Origin of the sequence: Rhodococcus sp. NPDC080181 (assembly GCF_040702225.1) — a bacterium.
In the GTDB taxonomy this organism is placed as follows: Bacteria; Actinomycetota; Actinomycetes; order Mycobacteriales; family Mycobacteriaceae; genus Rhodococcoides; species Rhodococcoides fascians.
Map to the genome: position 1 here is coordinate 63,866 of NZ_JBFBKN010000011.1, position 19,203 is coordinate 83,068.

The 19,203-nt window shown below is 64.9% G+C and carries 16 protein-coding genes; 12 read left to right on the plus strand and 4 right to left on the minus strand.

Going from position 1 to position 19,203, the window contains the following annotated elements; genetic code table 11:
* From AB0O58_RS14620 to AB0O58_RS14630, 3 genes are all read left to right on the plus strand, one after another.
* Nucleotides 1-1,356: an FGGY family carbohydrate kinase gene (locus AB0O58_RS14620; RefSeq protein ID WP_366238329.1), complete on the plus strand. Its 1,356-nt coding sequence runs from the start codon at nt 1-3 to the stop codon at nt 1,354-1,356.
* A gap of 70 nt (nt 1,357-1,426) precedes the next feature.
* Complete coding sequence (locus AB0O58_RS14625; RefSeq protein WP_366238330.1) at nt 1,427-2,311, plus strand: hypothetical protein; 885 nt, start codon at nt 1,427-1,429, stop codon at nt 2,309-2,311.
* A gap of 69 nt (nt 2,312-2,380) precedes the next feature.
* Nucleotides 2,381-3,436 (plus strand): alpha/beta hydrolase, encoded by a 1,056-nt coding sequence (locus AB0O58_RS14630; RefSeq protein ID WP_366238331.1) that lies wholly within the window; start codon nt 2,381-2,383, stop codon nt 3,434-3,436.
* A gap of 7 nt (nt 3,437-3,443) precedes the next feature.
* Here AB0O58_RS14630 and AB0O58_RS14635 read toward each other — a convergent pair whose 3' ends face one another.
* Complete coding sequence (locus AB0O58_RS14635) at nt 3,444-3,842, minus strand: PPOX class F420-dependent oxidoreductase (RefSeq protein WP_366238332.1); 399 nt, start codon at nt 3,840-3,842, stop codon at nt 3,444-3,446.
* Nucleotides 3,843-3,948: 106 nt separating this feature from the next.
* Here AB0O58_RS14635 and AB0O58_RS14640 point away from each other — a divergent pair, with 106 nt between their 5' ends.
* Nucleotides 3,949-5,574 carry a long-chain fatty acid--CoA ligase gene (locus AB0O58_RS14640; RefSeq protein WP_366238333.1) on the plus strand — a complete coding sequence of 542 codons (1,626 nt, stop codon included), beginning with the start codon at nt 3,949-3,951 and terminating at the stop codon, nt 5,572-5,574.
* Nucleotides 5,575-5,576: 2 nt separating this feature from the next.
* On the opposite strand, the gene AB0O58_RS14645 is transcribed toward AB0O58_RS14640, so the two are convergent.
* Together AB0O58_RS14645 and AB0O58_RS14650 are read right to left on the minus strand one after the other, a co-directional pair.
* Complete coding sequence (locus AB0O58_RS14645) at nt 5,577-5,864, minus strand: hypothetical protein (RefSeq protein WP_287452531.1); 288 nt, start codon at nt 5,862-5,864, stop codon at nt 5,577-5,579.
* Nucleotides 5,865-5,994: 130 nt separating this feature from the next.
* Nucleotides 5,995-7,740, minus strand: coding sequence for a TerD family protein (locus AB0O58_RS14650; RefSeq protein WP_094643665.1), 1,746 nt, complete (start codon nt 7,738-7,740; stop codon nt 5,995-5,997).
* A gap of 338 nt (nt 7,741-8,078) precedes the next feature.
* Here AB0O58_RS14650 and AB0O58_RS14655 point away from each other — a divergent pair, with 338 nt between their 5' ends.
* Complete coding sequence (locus tag AB0O58_RS14655) at nt 8,079-8,297, plus strand: helix-turn-helix domain-containing protein (protein ID WP_287452534.1); 219 nt, start codon at nt 8,079-8,081, stop codon at nt 8,295-8,297.
* A gap of 144 nt (nt 8,298-8,441) precedes the next feature.
* Here AB0O58_RS14655 and upp read toward each other — a convergent pair whose 3' ends face one another.
* The gene (gene upp, locus AB0O58_RS14660; RefSeq protein WP_032393066.1) at nt 8,442-9,065 is read right to left on the minus strand and encodes a uracil phosphoribosyltransferase; all 624 of its coding nucleotides are present in this window, start codon (nt 9,063-9,065) and stop codon (nt 8,442-8,444) included.
* A 203-nt stretch (nt 9,066-9,268) separates the two neighbouring features.
* Between upp and AB0O58_RS14665 the strand changes: the two genes are divergently transcribed.
* From AB0O58_RS14665 to AB0O58_RS14695, 7 genes are all read left to right on the plus strand, one after another.
* Nucleotides 9,269-10,441, plus strand: coding sequence for a CoA transferase (locus tag AB0O58_RS14665; protein WP_032364454.1), 1,173 nt, complete (start codon nt 9,269-9,271; stop codon nt 10,439-10,441).
* Nucleotides 10,438-12,018 (plus strand): carboxyl transferase domain-containing protein, encoded by a 1,581-nt coding sequence (locus tag AB0O58_RS14670; RefSeq protein ID WP_094623190.1) that lies wholly within the window; start codon nt 10,438-10,440, stop codon nt 12,016-12,018. Before AB0O58_RS14665 ends, AB0O58_RS14670 begins: the two co-directional genes overlap by 4 nt.
* 78 nt (nt 12,019-12,096) lie before the next feature.
* Nucleotides 12,097-13,203, plus strand: coding sequence for a ring-opening amidohydrolase (locus tag AB0O58_RS14675; protein ID WP_366238334.1), 1,107 nt, complete (start codon nt 12,097-12,099; stop codon nt 13,201-13,203).
* A 105-nt stretch (nt 13,204-13,308) separates the two neighbouring features.
* Complete coding sequence (locus AB0O58_RS14680; protein WP_027497746.1) at nt 13,309-14,757, plus strand: amidase; 1,449 nt, start codon at nt 13,309-13,311, stop codon at nt 14,755-14,757.
* A gap of 42 nt (nt 14,758-14,799) precedes the next feature.
* A complete protein-coding gene (locus AB0O58_RS14685; RefSeq protein WP_283348370.1) occupies nt 14,800-16,518 on the plus strand; it encodes a PucR family transcriptional regulator in 1,719 nt (572 codons plus the stop codon).
* Between the two features lie 21 nt (nt 16,519-16,539).
* Nucleotides 16,540-17,916, plus strand: coding sequence for an amidase (locus AB0O58_RS14690; protein ID WP_283348369.1), 1,377 nt, complete (start codon nt 16,540-16,542; stop codon nt 17,914-17,916).
* A 141-nt stretch (nt 17,917-18,057) separates the two neighbouring features.
* The gene (locus AB0O58_RS14695; protein WP_032399125.1) at nt 18,058-19,200 is read left to right on the plus strand and encodes an XdhC/CoxI family protein; all 1,143 of its coding nucleotides are present in this window, start codon (nt 18,058-18,060) and stop codon (nt 19,198-19,200) included.
* Nucleotides 19,201-19,203: the final 3 nt, after the last annotated feature.

Consider the following 19,203-nt stretch of genomic DNA (forward strand, 5'->3'; position numbering starts at 1 on the left):
GTGAACCCCAGACTTGTTGCGGGACTGGACCTCGGGAGCACCGGCGTCAAAGTACTCGTCACCGACGATGCAGGCACCGAGCTGCTCATCGAGCAGAGTCCCACACCGTGGCGGCACGGCCCGGGCGGAACCACCGACCTGGCCGCCGAAGAGCTGTTGTACACCATCGGGCACTTACTCGATGAGGTCGCTCGCCGACTGCCCGAGGCAACCGGCGACCCGGCCGCCCGCATCGACGCCATCGCGGTGTCCGGGATGGGTGAGACGGGATTCCTTCTCGATGAAGACAACGTTGTCCGTGCACCGGCCTTCGCGTGGTTCGATCCGCGCGGCCAGCAACAGGTAGAGGCACTGCCCCGGCACCTCCGCGATCAGTTCGCCGGCAAGACCGGACTTCCCGTCGGCGTTCAGGTCTCCGTCGTCAAGATTGCTCATCTACGTGACAACGGACTGAGCCTCGACGGGCTTCGCTGGTTCAATCTGCCGGAGTTCGTCGTCCTGTCCCTCGGCGGTCGTGCGGTGGCCGACTACTCGCTGAGTTCACGCACCGGACTACTCGATCAGGACAGCGGCGAGCCGTGGTCGGAGATGTTGGCGCACCTGGGTGTCGGCACCGACTTCATGCCGCCACTGGTCGACGCCGGAACCGATCTCGGAACTGCCGACGCACCAACACTTCCCGAGACGATTGCCGGAGCTCGATTGACCGTGGCCGGTCACGATCATCTCGTCTCCGCGGTGTCCGGCGGAGCTATCCCGCCCGACCGATACCACGTGTCGATGGGCACTGCCGAGGTGCTGCTGCGGGTGCTCGACACTCCGTTGACCACCGACGCACGGAGCAGGCTGGCCGAACACCTCATCAACTCGGTGCGCCACGTGGTTCCGGGGCAACATGTGCTCGTCGCGGGAGTGAAGACCGGCTTGCTGATGCGACGGGCGTTGCAGCTGTGCGACATCAGCGATCGTGCCGGTCGCGACCTACTGGACCAGCGAGTGTGCGCACTGCCTGCAGGTGGACCGTTCACCGACGGCGGTATCGACATCGCCGGCGCCCGCAACGACGACGGCGTGCTGTCCATCACGGTCCGTACCGACGGGATCGATTCGGCCGAGCTGTTCCGCTCGATTCTGTTGCACGGCAACGACGAAGTGGCTCGCCTTATCGAGGCACTCGACGCCGAGGTGCCGCCCGCCAGGACGACATTGCTCACCGGCGGCTGGGCCGGCATGGCCAGCGTACGAGATGCCCGGGCTCAGGTACTGCCCGACGTCTCGGTCTCGACCAGATCCCAGGACACCGCCTACGGTGCAGCACTGTTCGCCGCCCGACTACTGACGCTCATAGAAATCTGAGCCCACATTTCTGCAGTGAGACAACGTTGTCCCACTCGCGCTCGACCCCAACACCCACCAGGAGAAGAAGATGAACGAACTCACCACCCTCGAACGTCGCGGAATGGCTGCCATTTCCACCGAAGACGGCAACATGCTCATCGTCGCCGGAGATCAGCGCAACGGCATGAAGGCCGTCATGAAGGACGCCGTCGACGGGCCGGGCTCGATCACCGTCGAGCAGCTCGCCGAGGCCAAAGCCGATCTGGTTCGCTACCTCGGCAATCACGCGCCGGCCATCCTGCTGGACCCGGAGGTGGCACTGCCGAAGATCGTCGACGACGGTGTGCTCTCGCGGGGCACCGCGTTGGTGGTCGGCATGGATGCGTCGGGCTTCGAGGAGACCGACGGTCTGCGCTACACCCGTTTCGTCGACGGCGTGACCCCGCGCGTCGTGCGTGACCTCGGCGGCGACGTCGCCAAGATGCTGTTCTACATGCGCCCCGAGCAGCAGGGCGTCGACTCCCGTGTTGCCGAGGAGATCCGCGACCTCGTCAAGGCCTGCTCGGCCGAGGGTCTGCTTCTCATCGTCGAGATCTTGACGTACCAGCTCGAGGGCGAGTCGGACGAGGACTACAAGGCCGGCTTCGGCAAGATCATCGCCGACTCCACGCGCATTTCGGTCGAGTGCGGTGCCAAGGTGCTCAAGCTCCCCTACCCCGGTTCCGCCGAGGCCTGCGCTGCCGTTACCGAAGCGGCACAGGGTGTTCCGTGGGCCGTGCTGTCGGCGGGCGTCGATCACGAGACGTTCATCGAGCAGGTCCGCATCGCCGTCGCCAACGGTGCACGTGGAGCGATGGCAGGCCGGTCACTGTGGAAGGACAGCATGGCTGTCTCTGCCGAGATCCGCGAGGATCTACTCACCAACCGCGCACTCCCCCGGCTGCGTGAGCTGAACGCGGCCGTCGACGCCTGATCCGCGTCTTTCGACCGAGCCCGTGCGCCAACGCGGGCTCGGTCGACGCCCTCTGGGTAGCGTGAACCCATGACGGAAGACTCGAAGCACATCGATATCGTTGCCGCGCCCGGAGTGTTCGCCGATCTGCAGACCGCGCAGGAGCTGGTCGCGAGGGCGCTGTCCACCCGCGGTCTGTCGGGCGGAATTGTCGACGCTGCAACCGGTTCCGATGAGGTCGTCGTCGTTCCCGGCGATGGAGCGGAGGTCGATTCGTCGTTGTACAGCAGCGTCGTTCGCGTCGACTTCGGTCAGTGCGCACCTGATAGATCCGAGGGTATTCGCGCACATATCCGGGGCCGCGGTCTCGACGGTCTCCGGTTCGCGATCGACAGTGTCTACTTCCACCGCTTCCACCCCGGCACGATCGTGACGTACGGAGATCACCCCGAGCAACGCGTCGAACTGCGGGTGCCAGAAGGCGACGGCCCGTTCCCCGTCGCCGTACTGATTCACGGCGGGTACTGGCGTTCGAGGTGGGAATTCGACCTGATGGATGCGATGGCGGTCGATCTGACCGCACGCGGGTACGCCACCTGGAATGTCGAATATCGCCGACCCGACGAACACGGGTGGGATGCGACGACCGAAGATGTCGCGGCTGCTCTCGCCGCGCTGGAGACGGCACCCGCCTCGCTGGATCTGTCTCGAATCGTCCTGATGGGCCATTCCGCGGGAGGCCAACTGGCCCTGCGACTTGCGGCCGATTCTGTCGGAGAACGGGTGGCCCCTGCCCTGGCGGTGAGTCTGGCCGGGGTGCTCGACCTGAGAGTCGGCGACGAGCGGTGGCTCGGGGAGGGTGCGGTATCGAACGCGATGGGTGCCCGTTACGCGGAGGCGCGGCGCATTTACGAGGAGTCGTCACCGATGTCTCGGCTGCCCCTCGGTGTTCCACAGCTGGTGGTGTCCGCAGTGGGCGACGATCCCAATCTGCTCGAGATCAGCCGCGCGTACTACGCTGCCGCATCCGCGAGTTCCGATTCCGTTGTTTCGGTCGAAGGACCGGGTGGGCACTTCGCCGTCGTCGATCCCACGTCGGAGATCTGGGTCGACATCGTTGCGGCGGTGGATGCTGCCCTGATGTGAACCGACCTCAGTCGGTGGCGATCGACAGAATCACCCGCGGCTTGCGGCGTCGAGCAATGATCAGTTCGACGAGCATGACGATGCGGTATTCGATGCCGTATTTCTTCTTCAATACCGATGTCGGTCTCGAGGCGGCGTCTCCGGTGACGATGGTTGCCGAGCCGGTCACCGCCACAGCGTCATCGGGCACCCATCCGCGCCGACTGCACGGGCGGAGCTCCACGCGATCGGAGTTCCTGATGCGCTTGACCTTGCCGCTGTCCGCGGGAGTGATGACGACCAGGTTGTCGCCGTCTCGGGCGATCCACACCGGCGTCGATACCGGCGCACCGGATCGACGGAAGGTGGTGAGCGAAACGAATGCCTCGTCGCCGAGGGCACGAGCGTCATCCGAAGTAGTGGCCATGAGTACCAAGTTACGCACCCTCCTCGCGTCGAGTCCGTAGTGTGCATGTTGTGACGCGGAGCACAACGACGTGCACCCGCGCCGGGACATCGAAAGCGAGATCGTCGTGAAGAGCACCATGCAGGACACCCCACTGTCCATCGGCCAGCTGGTTCGATTCGGGACGTCCATCCACTCCTCGGCCGAGATCACCACGTGGACCGACACCGGGCCCACCACGGTGACATTCGGGGAGTTGGGCAGGCGGGCAGCACAATTGGCTCACGGCCTGCGTTCCATCGAGATCGACGACGATCAGCGAGTCGCGACATTCATGTGGAACAACGCCCCGCATATGGAGGCCTACATGGCTATTCCGGCGATGGGCGCAGTGCTGCACACCCTGAACATTCGACTCTTCCCCGAGCAGCTCACCTACATCGTCAATCATGCCGAGGATCAGGTGATCATCGCCGACGCCAGTCTGCTCCCCCTGCTGACGCCGTTGCTGCCGACGTTCGAGACCGTGCGACACCTCGTGGTCGTTGGGGTCGACCCGGCGCAGGTCACTGCACCCGACGGTATCGAGGTGCTCGGCTACGAGGACCTGCTGGCGGGCAACCCGGAGGAGTTCGATTGGCCCGAACTCGACGAACGATCAGCTGCCGCAATGTGTTACACCTCGGGCACCACCGGCGATCCCAAGGGGGTCGTGTACTCGCATCGCTCGATCTACCTGCATTCCATGCAGGCGTGCATGACCGACGCGATGGCAATTGCGCAGTCCGACAAGGTGTTGGCCATCGTGCCGATGTTCCACGCGATGTCGTGGGGGCTCCCGTATGCGGCGCTGATGGTCGGTGCGTCACTGATCATGCCCGACAGGTTTCTGCAGCCGGCTCCGTTGGCAGAAATGATGTCGACGCTACGTCCGACAGCGGCGGCTGCTGTCCCGACCATCTGGCAGGCCCTGCTCGCTCATCTGGACGAACACCCGGCGGATCTGTCGAGTCTGCGTGATGTGGTGGTCGGCGGTGCCGCGTGCCCGCCGAGTCTGATGAAGGCATTCCACGAGAAGTACGGCGTGCACATCTCGCAGGCATGGGGCATGACCGAGACGTCACCACTCGGCACCTCCGGTAGGCCCGACGCAGGACTGTCGCCGGAGGACGAGTTCGACTTACGTTGCACACAAGGCAGATTCGTTGCCGGCGTTCGGGCACGACTCGTCGACGACGCCGGAACGGTCCTGCCGTGGGACGGGAAGACCGTCGGCGAGCTCGAGGTCCGCGGCCCGTGGATCACCGGCAGCTACTACCGCGCCGACGCGGACGACAAGTTCGACGACGGTTGGCTGCGAACCGGTGACGTGGGCACCATCTCCGAGAACGGCTACCTCCGCCTGACCGATCGATCCAAGGACATCATCAAGTCCGGCGGTGAATGGATCTCCTCGGTGGAACTAGAGAACCAGGTGATGGGACATCCGGCTGTTCGTGAGGCCGCGGTCATCGGTGTGCCCGACCCGAAGTGGGACGAACGGCCACTGGTCGCTGTCGTCGTGCGCGAGGGTGCGTCGGTGACGGCCGAAGAACTGAAAGAGTTCCTCGACAGCCGCGTCGCGCATTGGCAGTTGCCGGAACGATGGACCTTCATCGACGAGGTCCCGAAAACGAGCGTGGGCAAATACGACAAGAAAAGGCTGCGGAGTTCCCACGCCGACGGGGCGTTGGAGGTCATCGAACTGGTGTAGGACTAACTGCTCCAACCCCAGTTGTAGGGGTTCACCACGATTCGGTACCAGGTATCGGTGTTCTCGACGTTGGTGCACGACACCACGATGTACGACTGCGACGCCTTCTCGAGTGACAGCGCCTTGTTGCAAAAGTATTGCGCGCCTTCCCCGGACTGCTCGGCGCGATAGACAGGACCGTAATGCCATTCGTCGGCACTGGCGGTCGCAGCCCCCATGGTGGTGCCGGCGGCGAGCGGAAGCGCCAGAAGTCCGGTCAATACTGCAATGCGTCGGCTGGTGCGGTTCATTCGAGGGCCTTTCGTGGCGGCACGTCCTGCACAACGTCGCCGGCCGTGGTCCGGCCACCGACTCGATCCGTCCATTGGTGACGTCGCTCGACGGCCGAGTCGCGTTACCGGTCGACGCGACGCAGCGCGACTACCCATCGACCTCCACGCCGAACCGCACCGCCAATTCTGCCAATCCGTCGTCGTAGCCCTGACCGATCGGCCGGAAGCGCCAGCCACTCCCGCGGCGGTAGATCTCTGCGAGCAGCATCGATCGTTCCGTGGTCGCGGCATCCAGCACCGCTGTCGCGACCGCCGAATCGAGTCCATCGAGCGACACCGATACCGCGCCTAGGTCACCGAATGTGTGGTCACCGTCGATTGCTGCGGCGACGGTGATACGCACGCAATCCTCGGGAACGAGTGAAAGGTCGATCCGCACACCCTGTTCGCTGTCACCATCGATCGACATCGAGACGGCACCGTCCGAGGTGACCGGAGCGTTGTAGAACACGAAATCCTCGTCACTGGCGACCAATTCATCGTCGGACAGCAAGAACGCGACTACATCTACACCGACCCGATCGGAGTCGTCTGCACGCCAGGAACTGTTGACCGTCAGCACTGCCTGATCAGGGTCGAGGTCGACGACGCCACCCCGTGGCACCAACGGAGCGATTCGGGACCGCCGAGCAGGGAGCGGCGCGGGAACTTCGATATTCAGTTCTCGGTCGATCGCTGCCGGTGTCAGCAACGTGAGATCCCGTTCCTTCACTTTCGGCATCCGCGGGTCTCCATCGCCGCCGTCCAAGATCAGGATGTCGGTCACGCCGGCGCTGAGATTCACAGCCGGTGTCGCACCGAGTTGGATCAGGCGCGACCGCATGAGTACCGACTCGGCGTGCGAACCGCCCATGACCAAGACCCTTCTTGTCTGCCAGGGCTTGACGACTGGATCGGGCTGCTGCTCGGCTGGTTTCGGCTGGGTCTGCGGCCGAATACCTTTCGGCGTTCCTGGCTGCACATTCCGGAGCAAGTCGAGCAATTCCGACTCCGAGATGATGCGAAGGCCATGGGCGCGCGCCCTTTCGACTTTTCCGCTTTCCGTTGTGGGATCCGAACACACCACCACACTCGTGAATCGACTGACGGAATTCATCACGTCCAGTCCGGCTTCCGTGAGCTGAGCGGCCAAGCGCAATCGCGGGATTCGCGTGTCGCCGCTGATCACGACTCGCATGCCCTGAACGAGACCGCCGTCCTCGGCAAGTGGACCTGGGTTCTCCCACGCGCAATGTGTGCGGGGAACGGTATCCGGATACAGCGTCAGACGCTCGGTGCACGTGACGACTGGAAGGGGAAGTTCGAGCGACCTGGCCAGCCGAGCGCTGTGGGTGAACACCTGCGCCAGCACTAGGGCATCGTCGTAGGCGTCGTGCGCATTGGACTGCAGCACTTTCCAGTGCGCGGCCAGGGTGGACAGCTTGTGGTTGGGAGTATCGAGTTGTAGTCGCCTCGACAATGCCACGGTGCACAACCGTTGCTTCGTCGGCATGTCGATGCCCGCACGCATCGATTCGAGCTTCAAGAACCCGTGATCGAAACTCGCGTTGTGCGCGACCAAAGTTCGACCATCCAGCAGATCCATGAGTTGCGGAGCGATCATGTCGAACGTCGGCGCACCGGCAAGCCGTTCGGGCGTCAGTTTGTGAATGTGCACCGGGCCAGGATCGCAACCCGGGTTGACCAGAGTCGACAGTTCGCGTCCGACACGTCCGTCCTCGTCGACCGTCAGAGCGGCCACACTGAGCACTCGATCACGGGATGCCTTCAGACCCGAGGTCTCGACATCGACGACGACCCATTTGTCGCTGCCGGTTCTAACCGAATTCTTCACAGGATTACCGCTTTCGGCCGCATCGGACAATGGAGGCCACTATGCCGCACGAGATGCTGCACGCGAGTCGACTTCGGGCCAACACCTACGGTTCCTGTCCACCGACGGCCGTTCCACAGCACATTGGCGTACCTCGGACCATCAGTGCGCTTGCCAACGCACGCATAGCGAGCCCTCCCCCTGCGAGACGACGTTTCCACACTTTCTGCCTGCTGAAGCAGGCATAGGGGCTCATTGTCGGCAGAGCCTTCGGGGAAGTTCCAATATGCATGCCAGGGCAAGCACAAGGAGCGATGATGGCGGAACCGCGACGACGAGCCCGTAAGCACTCGTGAGAACTGGCCGAAACGTTCGTCGCGCGTCGCCATCAGTTGCGCATGACCCAAGCCGAGTTGGCGTTGCTCGCCGGGGTGGGTCGTTCCACCGTTCAAGCACTCGAAGGAGGAAAGAACACAGTGCAGCTCGACAGCATGGTCGCGGTCGCGGATGCTCTGGGGTGCGATATCGCACTGCTCACGCGCGCCGGATCGTTTGTGCCACCGCTGGATCCGACATGATTCAAGCACTCGAGCTACGAGAGGTCGATGCAGCCGATGCCTACCAGGGAAGACCCTTCTTCCCGATTGACTGACCCGCTCGGGAAACGACATGGTGTTTCGATACGACAACAACTACCTCGACGACTCCTCTGCGTCGGATCGTCACCGAGGCCCGAATTGACGGTCTCCCGCATCCCCCAGTCCTGGCACGATGATGCCCTGATCGTTGAGCTCATCATCGACGGCGGCACAGACCACGCGGACAGGATGTCCTGACTTCTCCAGCGCTGCAAGGCCTTCAGGTGTGACGACGACGCACACGACGACCACGTCGGTTGCTCCACGTGCGACGAGCAAGTCGATCGTCGCGGTCATGGACCCGCCTGTGGCCAACATCGGGTCGAGAACGAACACCGGCGTGCCGGCGAGATCTGCGGGGAGAGACTCGAGGTACGGCACCGGCTGCAGTGTCTCTTCGTCTCGCGCCATGCCGATGAATCCCACACCGGATCGCGGAATGAGCGCACTCGCCTGCTCCACCATGCCCAGCCCTGCCCGGAGAACAGGAACCAGCAGAGGTGGGTTCGCCAACCGCACACCCGTGGTGCGGGCAACCGGGGTGTCGACCTCGAAAGTGTCCACCGGGGCATCACGCAAAGCCTCGTACACCAACGTGTGTGTCAGCTGCCGCAGCGCTGAACGGAAGGTCGCGTTGTCACTGTGGACGTCGCGCATCGTCGTCAAAAGCGCTGCGGTCAAGGGATGGTCGACTACGTGGGTATCCATGGTCGCCGATTATGGGCCCCTCGTCGGCCATCCGTCCACACGGCTCGCGCTCGCTCGAACTGTCCGAAAGCGACCCCTCAGCGTCGGCAACTTTTGCCCACGACGGGGCCGCGACCGGCACGTTGACTCGGACGCATGACGCTTCGCAACGATCGATTCGAGTTCGACACCGACATCGCTCCCCTGTCTCGGAACGCAATCCGATGACGGTCGGACCGCTCTCCGACTGCCTGGTCGTCGACCTGTCGCGGGCACTCGCCGGACCCCATGCCGCGATGATGCTCGGGGACCTCGGCGCGCGAGTGATCAAGGTCGAATCGCCCAGCGGCGGTGACGACACCCGAAGTTGGGGCCCACCCTTCGTCGCCGACGACGAGGGCGATCGACACTCGACGTACTTCCTCTCGTGCAATCGCAACAAGGAATCCATCGCACTCGACCTGAAAGCTGTCGACGGCCGAGAAACGCTCACTGCATTGATCCGCCGCGCCGACGTACTCGTCGAGAATTTTCGCCCCGGCGTTCTCGCTCGCCTCGGCTACAGCATGGAGGCATTGCACGAGCTGAACCCGCGTCTGGTGATCCTGTCCATCACCGGTTTCGGCCACGACGGGCCAGAAGGCACGCGCCCCGGTTACGACCAGATCGCTCAGGGCGAAGCAGGATTGATGTCCCTGACCGGGCCGTCGAAGGACGAGCCCACTCGGGTCGGCGTTCCCATCGGTGATCTGCTCGCCGGAATGAACGGCGCGTACGGCGTCGTGGCCGCACTGCACGAGCGCAACACCACCGGCCGCGGCCGCGTCGTGCGTACCAGCCTGCTGGCCTCCATCGTCGGGGTGCACGCGTTTCAAGGCACTCGCTACACCGTGGCCGGCGAAGTGCCCCGCCCCACCGGCGGACATCACCCGTCGATCTGCCCGTACGGTCTGTTCCACTCGTCCGAGGGGCTGGTTCAGATTGCCGTGGGCAGTGAAGGACTGTGGCAACGCTTCGCTCCCGCATTCGGATTGGACCGTCCGGAGTGGGCCACCAACCCCCAACGGGTCGACGACAGAGAGGCCGTCATCGCCGCTGTCGATGCCGTTTTCGCGGACTGGCCGACCGACAAGCTTCTCGGACTACTCGGCGAGCTGGGCATACCGGCCGGACGTGTCCGTGATCTGGCCGAGGTCTACACCTGGGAACAGACCCGTTCGCAGGGACTGATGATCGACGTCGACCATTCGGCCCTGGGCACCATCACGTTGCCCGGCCCACCGCTGCGCATGGACGAGGATTGCGAGGGTGCCGCTATGCGCACGACGCACGCAGCCCCGCCGACCCTCGACCAGCACGGCGACTCGATCCGCGCCTGGCTCGAGACGACGCCATGACCCGCACCGGCGCGCCGGCCCGGCTCGGCGCGATCGAACTCGTCGAGATGGTCGTCGACGCCGGCAGTTTCGTCCGATGGGACACCGACCCGCTTCCCCCGATCGGGGTGCACGGACCGGCGGATCAGGGCTATCTCGACGAGCTGGCCGCGGCCCGTGAAACGAGCGGCTGCGACGAGTCGGTGTTGACCGGCGAAGCCACCCTCGCAGGGCGCCGGGTGGCACTCGTCCTGTGCGAGTTCGGGTTTCTCGCCGGCTCCATCGGAACGGCGGCTGCCGAACGACTGGTACAGGCCGTCGAAAAGGCCACGGCAGAACAGCTCCCGCTGCTCGCGTCGCCGACCTCCGGCGGAACACGGATGCAGGAGGGCACGGTCGCCTTCTTGCAGATGGTCAAAATCTCGGCGGCTATCGCTGCGCACAAGTCGGCGGGTCTCGCCTACGCCGTCTACCTTCGCCATCCCACGACCGGCGGAGCACTTGCCTCGTGGGGCTCACTCGGCCACGTCACTGCGGCCGAACCGGGTGCGCTCCTGGGCTTTCTCGGTCCGCGCGTGTATCAGGCGCTGTACGGCGAAAAGTTTCCCGAGGGAGTGCAGACAGCCGAAAACCTCGCCGCCCGTGGCCTGGTCGACGCGGTGGTCCCTCCCGAGCAACTCCGTGAGGTTGCCATTTCGGCGCTCGCCGTCCTGTGTGCGCCACACGAGCCACCTCCGCCGGTTCCGAACATCCCGTTGGAGCACCTCGACGATGTGCCTGCATGGGAATCCATCCGTCGTTCTCGACGACCGGAACGGCCGGGAGTACGCCACCTCGTGCGATCGGCAGCGAACACGGTAACGACGTTGCAGGGCACCGGAGCCGGTGAGATCGAGCCCGGATTGTTTCTGGCCCTTGCCAAGTTCGGGGCCTCGGCGTGTGTACTTCTCGGCCAGGACCGCACTTTCGCCGATCAGCCGTTGGGTCCCGCCGGCCTCCGGGAAGCACGACGCGGAATGCGTTTGGCGGAAGAGCTGCAACTCCCCCTTGTCACAGTCATCGACACTGCCGGTGCCGCGTTGAGCAAGGAGGCCGAAGAAGGTGGCCTCGCGGGCGAGATCGCCCGCTGCTTGGTCGAACTCACGACACTGAAGGCACCGACGATCTGCCTGCTGCTCGGCCAGGGAGCCGGCGGCGGCGCACTCGCACTGCTCCCCGCCGATCGGGTGCTGTGTGCTCAGCACGGTTGGCTGTCGCCACTGCCGCCGGAGGGTGCATCGGCGATCAAGTTCCACACCACCGACCGCGCAGCCGAGATGGCAGAGGAGCAGGGAGTGCGCAGCCTGGACCTGCTCCGTAACGGCGTCATCGACCGGATCGTGGCCGAACGGCCGGATGCCTCCGACGAACCTGCGGCGTTCCTGTCTCGGCTCGGTACCGTGCTCGAACACGAGTTGGCCGTACTCCTCGCTGCCGACCCTGCCGCACTGGCGACCTCCCGGCTGCAGCGCTACCGCTACCTGGGGATGTCCGATAACCAAAAAAGTGCGCTGATTGGGCAAAGCTTGCCAGTGCACCCCCGGTCCAACGGTCGATAACGTTCGTGGGGCGAGCCCCCGCCGCGCGAACGCCGGCCGACTCTGCAGTACCCACAGATCCCGATGAAGGAGATTTCAGTGCCCGACGCAATCGAGGTCCGCAAGGTCCCGCTCCACAACGTGTCCGATGCCAGCGAGCTGGCGAAGCTCATCGACGACGGGGTGCTCGACGCCGACCGGGTCATTGCAGTCATCGGTAAGACCGAAGGCAACGGCGGAGTCAACGACTACACCCGCATCATCGCCGACCGAGCATTCCGCGAAGTGTTGTCCGCAAAAGGAACTCGAAGCGCACACGATGTCGGCGAGGTTCCGATCGTCTGGTCCGGTGGCACCGACGGAGTCATCAGCCCCCACGCCACCATCTTCGCGACCGTACCGTCGGACAAGGCAGTGCAGACCGAGCAGCCGCGACTGACGGTCGGCGTCGCGATGAGCGAGCAGTTGATGCCCGAGGACATCGGCCGCACTGCGATGATCACCAAAGTGGCTGCGGCAGTCAAGGATGCGATGGCCAACGCCGGCATCACCGACCCAGCAGACGTGCACTACGTGCAGACCAAGACCCCGCTGCTGACGATCCACACCATCCGTGACGCCAAGAGCCGCGGCAAGACCGTCTGGACCGAACAGACACACGAGTCGATGGATCTGTCCAACGGCGGCACCGCTCTCGGTATCGCTGTCGCGCTCGGTGAGATCGATATGCCGACCGACGAGGACGTCATGCACAGTCGTGAGCTGTACTCCTCGGTGGCGTCGTGCTCCTCGGGCGTCGAGTTGGACCGTGCGCAGATCGTCGTCGTGGGTAACACTCGCGGAATCGGCGGTCGGTACCGCATCGGACACAGCGTGATGAACGACGCGCTCGATCAGGACGGCATCTGGAACGCGATCAAGGATGCCGGTCTCGAACTCCCCGAACGACCGCACACGAAGGATCTGGGCGGCAAGCTCGTCAACGTCTTCCTCAAATGCGAAGCAAGCCAGGACGGTACGGTCCGTGGACGACGCAACGCCATGCTCGGCGATTCCGACGTCCATTGGCACCGCCAGATCAAGGCGTGCGTCGGCGGCGTCACCGCAGCAGTGACCGGCGACCCAGCGGTCTTCGTCTCGGTCTCGGCAGCGCACCAGGGCCCCGAAGGTGGCGGACCCGTCGCCGCGATCGTCGACCTCGGATAGCACCGGTTTCGATATCGAACAGCGCCGCGCGAACCCGACATTCTCGGGTTCGCGCGGCGTCCGGCCCTCCCTGCTTCTGCGTCTCTCTCGAACGAAGGAACCACCATGGCAACCACCGTCGGACCCGCTGCCGAACTTCTGATGTCCGACGCGGTCGAGCTCAGCGGCAAGATCAAGCGCCGCGAGGTCTCGTGCGTCGAGACCATGACGGCGTACCTCGACCACATCGAGGCACACAATCCGACGGTCAATGCCATTGTCGCCCTGCGTGATCGCGACGAGCTGCTGGCCGAGGCACGCGAGCGAGATCGGCAGCTCTCGGACGGGCAGTATCTCGGGTGGATGCACGGATTTCCCCATGCGGTGAAGGATCTGTCGGCAGCCCGAGGGCTACCGTTCACATCGGGGTCACCGATCTTCGCCGATCGCATCGCCGAGGCGGACGATCTGTTCGTCGCCCGTGTGAAGGCGGCCGGTGCCATCGTCATCGGCAAGACCAACACACCGGAATTCGGGTTCGGATCGCAGACGTACAACCCTGTGTACGGAACCACGGTCTCGCCCTACGACACCTCGCGCACTGCAGGCGGAAGCAGCGGAGGTGCCGCGGCAGCCTTGGCACTACGCATGCTGCCCGTCGCCGACGGCACCGACTACATGGGATCGCTGCGCAACCCCGCGGCCTTCAACAACGTGGTCGGCTTTCGCCCGTCGTGGGGACGAATTCCCGAGCCCGGCTTCATCGCCCAGGGTGCGGTCGCCGGACCGATGGGCCGATCGGTCACCGATGTCGCACATCTGCTGTCGACGATGGCGGGCCCGGATGCCAACGCGCCCCTCGGAATCGACGAGGATCCGGAGATCTTCACCCGCACTCTCGAACGCAGCTTCCGCGGTGCCCGCATCGCGTGGGTCGGAGACTGGAACGGTCACCTGGCTACCGAACCCGGTGTCCTCGATCTGTGCGAGTCGTCGTTCACCGTCTTCGAGGACCTCGGCTGCGCAGTGGAGAGCACCGTGCCGTCGTACGACCCGGCGAAAATCTGGGACTCGTTCCTGACGTGGCGGTGGTGGGCGCAGCTCGGGATGGCCGATCTGTACGAGAACCCGCGCACGAGGGAGCTGATGAAGCCCGAAATGCTGTGGGAGATGGAGCATGCCGTCGCATTGACCGCACTCGATGTCACCAAGGCAGCGCAGGCTCGCAACGACTGGCAGAGCGCACTGACGACATTGTTCGAGACCTACGACTTCGTTCTCGCGCCCACCGCTCAGGTGTTCCCGTTCGACAAGGACCAACATTGGCCGCAGTCCATCGCGGGTCGACCCATGGACACCTATCACCGGTGGATGGAAACGGTGGTGCCCTGGACGATGACCGGTGTTCCTGCCGCCGCCGTCCCGGTCGGGTTCGACGATCGCGGTCTGCCGATGGGTGTTCAGATCATCGGCAGGCACGGTGCCGACCGGGCGGTTCTGCAGCTCGCCTATGCCTACGAGCAGGCCTCGCGGTGGGTCGAGCGCGTTCTCCCGCCGGCACTGCACGTCGGCTGATCCCCCGCCGTCGCGACATGCCCTACACAGTATTGTTGAACAATGGATGACATGGTCGGTGCGCTTCGGCCACGAGTACGAGACTTCCCGGCGTCGGCGAGTTACGCGCTCACCGTCGCAGAATTGCTTGCACTCCCCAGCCTCTCCGGGTCCACTCTTGTTGCGGGCGAGCAGGGACTCGAGAACGTGGTTCGACGCGTCAACGTCATCGAAGTTCCCGACATCCTGCCGTGGGTGAAACCGAACGAACTGCTGTTGACAACGGGTTTCCCACTGCGGCATGCAGATTCGGGCCGCCCGTTCGATGCCGGTGCCCTGGTGGAGCTGGTCGAAGGACTTGCCGAACGCGGTGCGGCCGCGCTCGGAGTCAAAGAAGGACGCTACTTCGGAGACGTGCCCGCTGCGATGATCGAGGCAGCAGATCGACTCGGCCTGCCGCTCTTCCTCATTCGCCGAGATGTCGGCTTCGACGAGGTCATCTCCGAGGTGTTCACCCACCTCGTCGACCGGCAGGCGTGGGCGTTGGATATCGCCGATCGCATGCATCGAGCCCTGACCTCGATCGTGCTCGAAGGCGGCGATCTACCGCAGATCGCCGACGAGGTCGCCACACTGTTCGAGGCAACGGTGCTCATCTGCACTCCGGACGGTCGAGTCCAGGCCACAGCAGGAGCAGACGCAGATCTCGCGGCCTTGGAAGAGATGCCACTGTTCGACCCGTCCGGTCGCCTGCTCACCGAACGACTCCACGAAGGCCTGCAACCGGTCCCGGGCGACAGCGGGCACCGCATTGCCGTCGCACCGATCATCGCGGGCGGTACCGACCACGGACTGATCGTGGCAGTCGCCGCCGCCGGACGACTCGGTCCCGTCACGATGCAATCCCTCGAACGCGCGGCCACCGTCGTGGCGCTGGCGGTCATCAAGAAGCTTGCTGTCTCTGCCGTCGAGTCCAAGTTTCGGGGCGATTTTCTGCGTGACGTCCTCAACGGCGCAACCGAATCCCCCGAACAGATCATCGAGTACTGCGCCCAGCTCGACTGGGACGTGGATCGAAGCATGGTCGTCATCGTTGCCCAATTGGACGAGATTGCCGAAGTGGCCGTGAGCAATTCGGTCAAGCCGGCCGTGTCCGGCCGCTTGCCGCAGGAGCGCCTGACCGCGGCATGGCAGCAGGTGGTGCGCCGGCGCGATCGCCGGGCTCCCGTCGTCGGATTCAGCAACGAGGTCGTCACGCTGATGCCGGCCGAACCCGGCACCGAACGGGACGTCGTCGAGGATCTGATCGCCTCCGTCGCCGGAGACAAGGGCGGCGGACGAAACTCGTTCGGCGCGGGCGTGAGCCGCGTCATCGACTCCGTTGCCGACATTCCGCGCGCCTACGATCAAGCCCGCAAAGCAGTCGTCGTAGGACGCCGTATGCGCGGAAACGGATCGGTAGCGCATTTCGACGGCCTCGGCGTGCATCGACTGCTGTCACTGGTCACTGACGGAGCCGAGCTGCAGGCCTTCGCAACCGAGGTGTTGGGCTCACTCGCTGGCGACGACGCCGATGCCGTCGACCTGCGCCAGACGTTGCAGGCGCTGCTCGACACCAACTGCAACGTCGCAGAGACCGCCCGCGTCTTGCATTTCCACTACAACACACTCCGCTACCGCATCGGCAAGCTGGAGTCCATCGTCGGCCCGTTCACCACCGATCCGATTCTGCGCCTGGATGTAGCGCTGGCACTGCGGGTCGCGGAGATGAAGGGGCTGTGACACCACCCGAGGAGACACTCAGTGCCTGAGGGCAATTCGATCGGAACCGACGCCATCGCACTCGCGGCAGCAGTGCAGGCCGGCACCGTGTCCGCACGCGAGGTGACCGAGCAGCACCTCGAACACATCGACCGAATCAACACCGAGCTGAATGCGATCGTCACCGTCGCTGCCGAATCGGCACTACTGGCAGCCGACGGAATCGATGCCCGCATCGCCCGCGGCGAGCGGGTCGGCGACCTCGCCGGAGTGCCGTTCACGGTCAAGGACCTGATCGCCACCGCCGGAGTTCGCACCACGGCGGGTTCACATGCGCTCGCGGACAACGTCCCTCGCGTCGACGCTCCCGCCGTTACTCGGATGCGCGCCGAGGGCGCAATCCTGATCGGTAAGACCAACACACCCGAGTTCGGTGCCAGCGGGCTGACACACAACGACCTGTTCGGCTACACCGTCAACCCGCTCTCCCCCGCCGACACGAAGCTGTCACCGGGCGGGAGCAGCGGCGGTGAGTCGGCGGCCATCGCGTCGGGCATGAGCGTGGTGGGACTGGGCACCGATTTCGGTGGCTCGGTGCGGTGGCCCGCGCACTGCACCGGTCTGTGCTCGATCAGGCCGACACCGGGCCGAATCGACTCCGAGGGGCAGTATCCCGGTGTCATGAGCAACAACCGAGTGCTGACGAATACGGCGACCATGCACGGCACCGTGCAGACCATCGGACCCATGGCCCGCACTCTCGACGACGTGATCCTGTTGCTGCGCGTGCTGTCGCAGCCGCAGTACAGGTGGCTCGACCCGGCGGACGTCGACACTCGCAAGCTCGATATCCGCTGGGCGACAGGTGAAGGCACAATTCCGGTCGATGCGGAGATCCGCGCTGCCGTCGAGGCCGCAGCTCTACGCACAGAGCCGATCGTCGGATCGGTGACGCCGTACGAGGGCACCGAACTACACGGCGCTCATGAGCTGTTCACACAGATGCGGGCCTGCGAAACCCAAACGGACATCGAGCAATACGGCCCCGCCGAGTTCAGCGCCAACATCCGGGCCATCCTCGCTGCCGTCCGAACCACCACGGCCGCAGACGTCGAGGCACTGTGGGCTCGACGCGCCGAGATGCAGCACCAGCTGGTGTCCACGATGGGCGACGTCCTGATACTTCCCGTTGCATCGATCCTCGCCCCTCCTCTCGGTGAGACGAGCTTCGAGGTCGACGGTGCATCTCTGTCGTGGTCGCAGGCGTTGGCGAGCAGCCGAGCGATCAGCATCCTCGGGGTGCCCTCGGTGGTGATTCCCGTTGCCACCTCCAGCAGCGGTCTGCCGATCGGTGTACAGATCATCGCCAAGCCGTGGCACGAGCATCACGCTCTTGCCGTCGCCGCCGCTCTGACGTAGCCCGCGCGGTCCGTCCATCCGTACCGCGACGGCAGGTTCTTACAACGACCCGCTGTCGATTTGGTCGAAATGTGTTTCATGGTCGGCCCGCGCCAGCAACTAGCGTGATGGGCATCACTCATCCGGTCGAAAGGCGGCGGCATGCGCGACATTCTCGACGACGTGGCCCCGTGGCTGCGCGAACGTGAGCCGTTCGCCCTGGCCACGGTGGTACGTACGTGGCAGTCGTCGCCGCGCCCTGCGGGTGCGGCAATGGCGGTCGCCGCATCCGGTCAGGTCGTCGGCAGCGTTTCCGGGGGCTGCATCGAAGGTGCCCTGTACGAGCTGGCGAACGACGTCCTGGCCGACGGCATGGCCAGGAGCGAGACCTACCGGGTAGCGGACGACGACGCGATCGGCGTCGGCCTCACGTGCGGCGGCACCATCGAGGTGTTCGTTCGTCTCATCGACAGCGACGCGTGCGCGGCACTCGAAGACGTCGCTCGTCTGGTCTCGAGCGGCGAGCCGGTGGCCGTGCTCACCGACCTCACCACCGGGGCCCCGACGCGACAGGCGGTTCTGGGAGCGGAAGCAACCGTCGATCCCGACGGACTCACCGACATCGAGTCCGACGGTTCGAGCGTGAGTCTCGCCGTTCTCGACCGACTACACCGCGGCGAGTCCGGCCTGGACATTCACATCGTCGACGACGGCGCGCGATCCGTCATGGTCGAGTTGTTCGGGCCACCGCCCCGGATGTATGTGTTCGGTGCCATCGATTTCGCCGCCGCGATGTGCCGCCTGGGCACGTTCGCCGGCTTCGCCGTCACCGTCGTCGACGCCCGCCCGGTGTTCGCCACCCGAGCACGATTCCCCGACGCGCACGACGTCGTGGTGGCGTGGCCGCACACGTTCCTCGCTACTGCGCCGGTGGACGAGCGCACCGTCATCACCGTTCTCACCCACGACGAGAAGTTCGACATTCCGCTGCTCGAGGTTGCGCTGCGCAGTGGTGCCGCCTACGTGGGCGCGCTGGGCAGTCGATCTACCCACCGCCGCCGGGTGGAACTGCTCGGCGAGCGCGGGGTGACCGACAGCGAGCTGGGGCGCCTGCACTCCCCCATCGGGCTGGATCTGGGTGCCTCCACTCCACCGGAAACGGCGATCTCCATCGTGGCCGAGATCCTCAAGGTCTCACGGCAGACGACCGGGCTCGAATTGCGAAGTCTCAGTGGGCCGATCCACCGCGATGCTGCTGCCGAGATCGACGCGACATCACCCGTTCGATCGGCCGTCAGGTGCTGACAC

What these genes read in the sequence shown, in the direction of transcription:
- AB0O58_RS14625 (WP_366238330.1), top strand. Translation starts at nt 1,427, where the DNA reads ATGAACGAACTCACCACCCTCGAACGTCGCGGAATGGCTGCCATTTCC.
- AB0O58_RS14630 (WP_366238331.1), top strand. Translation starts at nt 2,381, where the DNA reads ATGACGGAAGACTCGAAGCACATCGATATCGTTGCCGCGCCCGGAGTG.
- AB0O58_RS14635 (WP_366238332.1), bottom strand. Translation starts at nt 3,842, where the DNA reads ATGGCCACTACTTCGGATGACGCTCGTGCCCTCGGCGACGAGGCATTC.
- AB0O58_RS14645 (WP_287452531.1), bottom strand. Translation starts at nt 5,864, where the DNA reads ATGAACCGCACCAGCCGACGCATTGCAGTATTGACCGGACTTCTGGCG.
- upp (WP_032393066.1), bottom strand. Translation starts at nt 9,065, where the DNA reads ATGGATACCCACGTAGTCGACCATCCCTTGACCGCAGCGCTTTTGACG.
- AB0O58_RS14665 (WP_032364454.1), top strand. Translation starts at nt 9,269, where the DNA reads ATGACGGTCGGACCGCTCTCCGACTGCCTGGTCGTCGACCTGTCGCGG.
- AB0O58_RS14670 (WP_094623190.1), top strand. Translation starts at nt 10,438, where the DNA reads ATGACCCGCACCGGCGCGCCGGCCCGGCTCGGCGCGATCGAACTCGTC.
- AB0O58_RS14680 (WP_027497746.1), top strand. Translation starts at nt 13,309, where the DNA reads ATGGCAACCACCGTCGGACCCGCTGCCGAACTTCTGATGTCCGACGCG.
- AB0O58_RS14685 (WP_283348370.1), top strand. Translation starts at nt 14,800, where the DNA reads ATGGATGACATGGTCGGTGCGCTTCGGCCACGAGTACGAGACTTCCCG.
- AB0O58_RS14695 (WP_032399125.1), top strand. Translation starts at nt 18,058, where the DNA reads ATGCGCGACATTCTCGACGACGTGGCCCCGTGGCTGCGCGAACGTGAG.